Source organism: Xanthomonas sp. SHU 199, from assembly GCF_000364665.1.
Lineage (GTDB): Bacteria > Pseudomonadota > Gammaproteobacteria > Xanthomonadales > Xanthomonadaceae > Xanthomonas_A > Xanthomonas_A sontii.
This window is the reverse complement of the sequence record NZ_AQOI01000430.1, coordinates 1-2,727: the sequence shown is the minus strand read 5'-3', so window position 1 is coordinate 2,727 and position 2,727 is coordinate 1. Positions and strand designations below refer to the sequence as shown.

General features: G+C 70.9%; 3 protein-coding genes. 2 read left to right on the top strand and 1 reads right to left on the bottom strand.

Annotated elements, in window-relative coordinates; all coding sequences use genetic code 11:
• Positions 1 to 225: 225 nt before the first annotated feature.
• A complete protein-coding gene (locus D183_RS0113940) occupies positions 226 to 1,359 on the bottom strand; it encodes a LysM peptidoglycan-binding domain-containing protein (RefSeq protein ID WP_026144469.1) in 1,134 nt (377 codons plus the stop codon).
• 138 nt (positions 1,360 to 1,497) lie between these two features.
• Between D183_RS0113940 and def the strand changes: the two genes are divergently transcribed.
• Positions 1,498 to 2,010 (top strand): peptide deformylase, encoded by a 513-nt coding sequence (gene def / locus D183_RS0113935; RefSeq protein WP_010340689.1) that lies wholly within the window; start codon positions 1,498 to 1,500, stop codon positions 2,008 to 2,010.
• A gap of 111 nt (positions 2,011 to 2,121) precedes the next feature.
• Positions 2,122 to 2,727, top strand: a 606-nt coding sequence (fmt, locus tag D183_RS0113930; RefSeq protein WP_017909541.1) for a methionyl-tRNA formyltransferase, incomplete at its 3' end; no start/stop codon positions are given.

Genomic DNA, 2,727 nt, shown 5'->3' with positions numbered 1-2,727 from the left:
GGGACCGGCGGCCAGCGCCGCGGCCGGGCTGCCGTGTTGCTCCAGCAGTCGTCGGCGTGGGGCGCTGGCGCCGCTGGCCAGCGACAGGCGCAGCAGGGCCGGGTCGGCGGGGGTGTGGGCAGGGGCGATGGCCGGACTGGACATGCGCCCAGCCTAGGCCGCAGACGCGGACGGCGCCCTCGGGCGCCGTCTGCAATCGCTGTAGGGGGAGTCCCCAGCCGCGGGTCAGCGCGCGTCCGGGTGCTTGACGTCGTAGCCGATCCGGGTCGGCTTGATGCCGTCCATCACCAGCGCGTAGCTGACCTTGTCGAAGGTGCGGAACACCATCGCGTGCGCGGCGTACTCGTCCGGCAGCGCCACGGTGCCGCTGCCGCCGGTGAAGCCGTCGTCGGCGCGGGAGGTATTGGGGTGACGCACGCGGTCGTTGACCCGGGTGCCGTGGCGCCACAGCGACACCACGGTGCCGTTGTCGATGCCTTCGCGGCGGCCGCCGGAAATGGCGATCACGTCGCGCGGGCCGGCCGCGCTGAACGCGTCGGCCACCGCCAGTACGCGCAGGCCGGTGGCCATCGCCTGCTCGGACGGCGGATGCGGCACGAACTGCAGGTCGTAGGGCTGCGCCTCGACCGGAATCAGGCGGTCGCCGGCGCGCACTTCGCGAGCGTTGTCCTGCAGCAGCAGGCCGGTGGCCTGGCGGCCGTCGGCGGACACGCGGGCGACGGTGCCGATGTTGACCTGGGCCAGTTCGTAGCCGAGGGTCTCGCGGCGCTTGTCCGGCGGCACGAAGGTCTGCCACAGGTTGCCGCTGCCGGGGATGCTGCGGCCTTCGGCGTTGAGGTCGTCGCTGAGCTTGGGCAGCAGGTAGCGCACGGTCGGACGGACCACGGCGTAGCGCTGCCCGGCCTGGGCCTGGCCGAGGCCGACCGCGTAGACCAGTTGCCCGTCGGTGGCGCGCAGGCGGTTGTCTTCGGTGCCGACCACGTAGGGCAGGTCGTCGATGCGGTCGACCACGCGCAGGTTCTTCAGGAACGGCTCCACCTGCGCCAGCGGGATCGCGTCGATCGGGGCGTCCTGGCGCGGGCCCGGCTTGACCTCGGCGTGCGCCACACGGTCCAGGTATGCCAGGCTCAGCACGTCGCCTGGGTAGATCAGGTGCGGGTTGTGCACCTGCGGATTGGCCTGCCAGATCTCCGGCCACAGCCAGGGCTTGCCGAGGAAACGCCCGGCGATGTCCCACAGCGTATCGCCCTTGCGCACCACGTAGGTGTCGGGGTGTTCGGCGGCCATGCTGGCGGAAGCAGCGTAGGTCGCCACGGTGAGCATCGCCACGGCGACGACCGTACGGAGTCGATTGAACATGAGCGCGGAGCCTGATTCCCCAACAGGTTGGCGCACTATAGTGCAGAACCCTGGTGCGGGCGCAAGCGCCGGGCGCAGAAACGGGTAGAATTCGCAGGCCTTGCCGAATTGTCCGGCGCCCCCATCTTGGGTACCGCTATGGCCCTGCTCCCCATTCTCGAATTCCCCGACCCGCGCCTGCGCACCAAGGCGGTGCCGGTCGACGCCGCCGAGGTCACCTCCGCGGCCTTCCAACGCCTGCTCGACGACATGTTCGAGACCATGTACGACGCGCCCGGCATCGGCCTGGCCGCCAGCCAGGTGGACGTGCACAAGCGCTTCATGGTCATCGACGTCAGCGAGGAGAAGAACGCCCCGCAGGTGTTCATCAATCCGCAGATCGTGCAGCGCGACGGCGAGCAGGTGTACCAGGAAGGCTGCCTGTCGGTCCCCGGCATCTACGCCGACGTGACCCGCGCCGACGCCATCACCGTGCGCTACCTGGACCGCCAGGGCCAGCCGCAGGAACTGAGCACCGACGGCCTGCTGGCGGTGTGCGTGCAGCACGAGATGGACCACCTCGACGGCAAGCTGTTCGTCGACTACCTGTCCCCGCTCAAGCGCGAAATGGTGCGCAAGAAGCTGGCCAAGGCGCGCAAGCACGTGGCGTGAGGCCGGCAACCGGGAATGGAGAAACGGGAATCGTAAGAGCGGTGCCCGAGCCATTTCCGGGTCCGCGCGCTTTTCCCATTCCCCATTCCCCATTCCCGGTTCCCAGCCTCCATGAAACTCGTCTTCGCCGGTACGCCGGACTTCGCCGTGCCGTCGTTGCGCGCGGCTGCGCAGCGCCATGAAGTGGTCGCGGTCTACACCCAGCCGGACCGCCCGGCCGGGCGCGGCCGCGGGCTGACCCCGTCGCCGGTCAAGCTGGAAGCAGTGGCGCGCGGCATCCCGGTGCTGCAGCCGCAGACGCTGCGCTCGCCGGAGACGCTGCAGGCGCTGCGCGCGCTGCAGCCGGACCTGATCGTGGTGGTGGCCTACGGGCTGATCCTGCCCAAGGCGGTGCTGGCGATCCCGACCCATGGTTGCTGGAACGTGCATGCCTCGCTGCTGCCGCGCTGGCGCGGCGCCGCGCCGATTCAGCGCGCGATCGAGGCCGGCGACAGCGAGACCGGGGTGTGCCTGATGCAGATGGAGGCGGGGCTGGATACCGGCCCGGTGCTGCTGTCGCAGCGCACCCCGATCGGCGCCGACGAGACCGGCGGCCAGTTGCACGATCGCCTGGCCGCGCTGGGCGCGCAGGTGCTGGCCGACGGCCTGGGCCTGCTGCGCGCCGGTCTGCGCCCGGTGCCGCAGCCGCAGCCGGAGGCCGGCGTCACCTATGCGCAC

Coding starts and splice junctions, on each gene's coding strand:
- D183_RS0113940 (WP_026144469.1), bottom strand. CDS start 1,359: ATGTTCAATCGACTCCGTACGGTCGTCGCCGTGGCGATGCTCACCGTG.
- def (WP_010340689.1), top strand. CDS start 1,498: ATGGCCCTGCTCCCCATTCTCGAATTCCCCGACCCGCGCCTGCGCACC.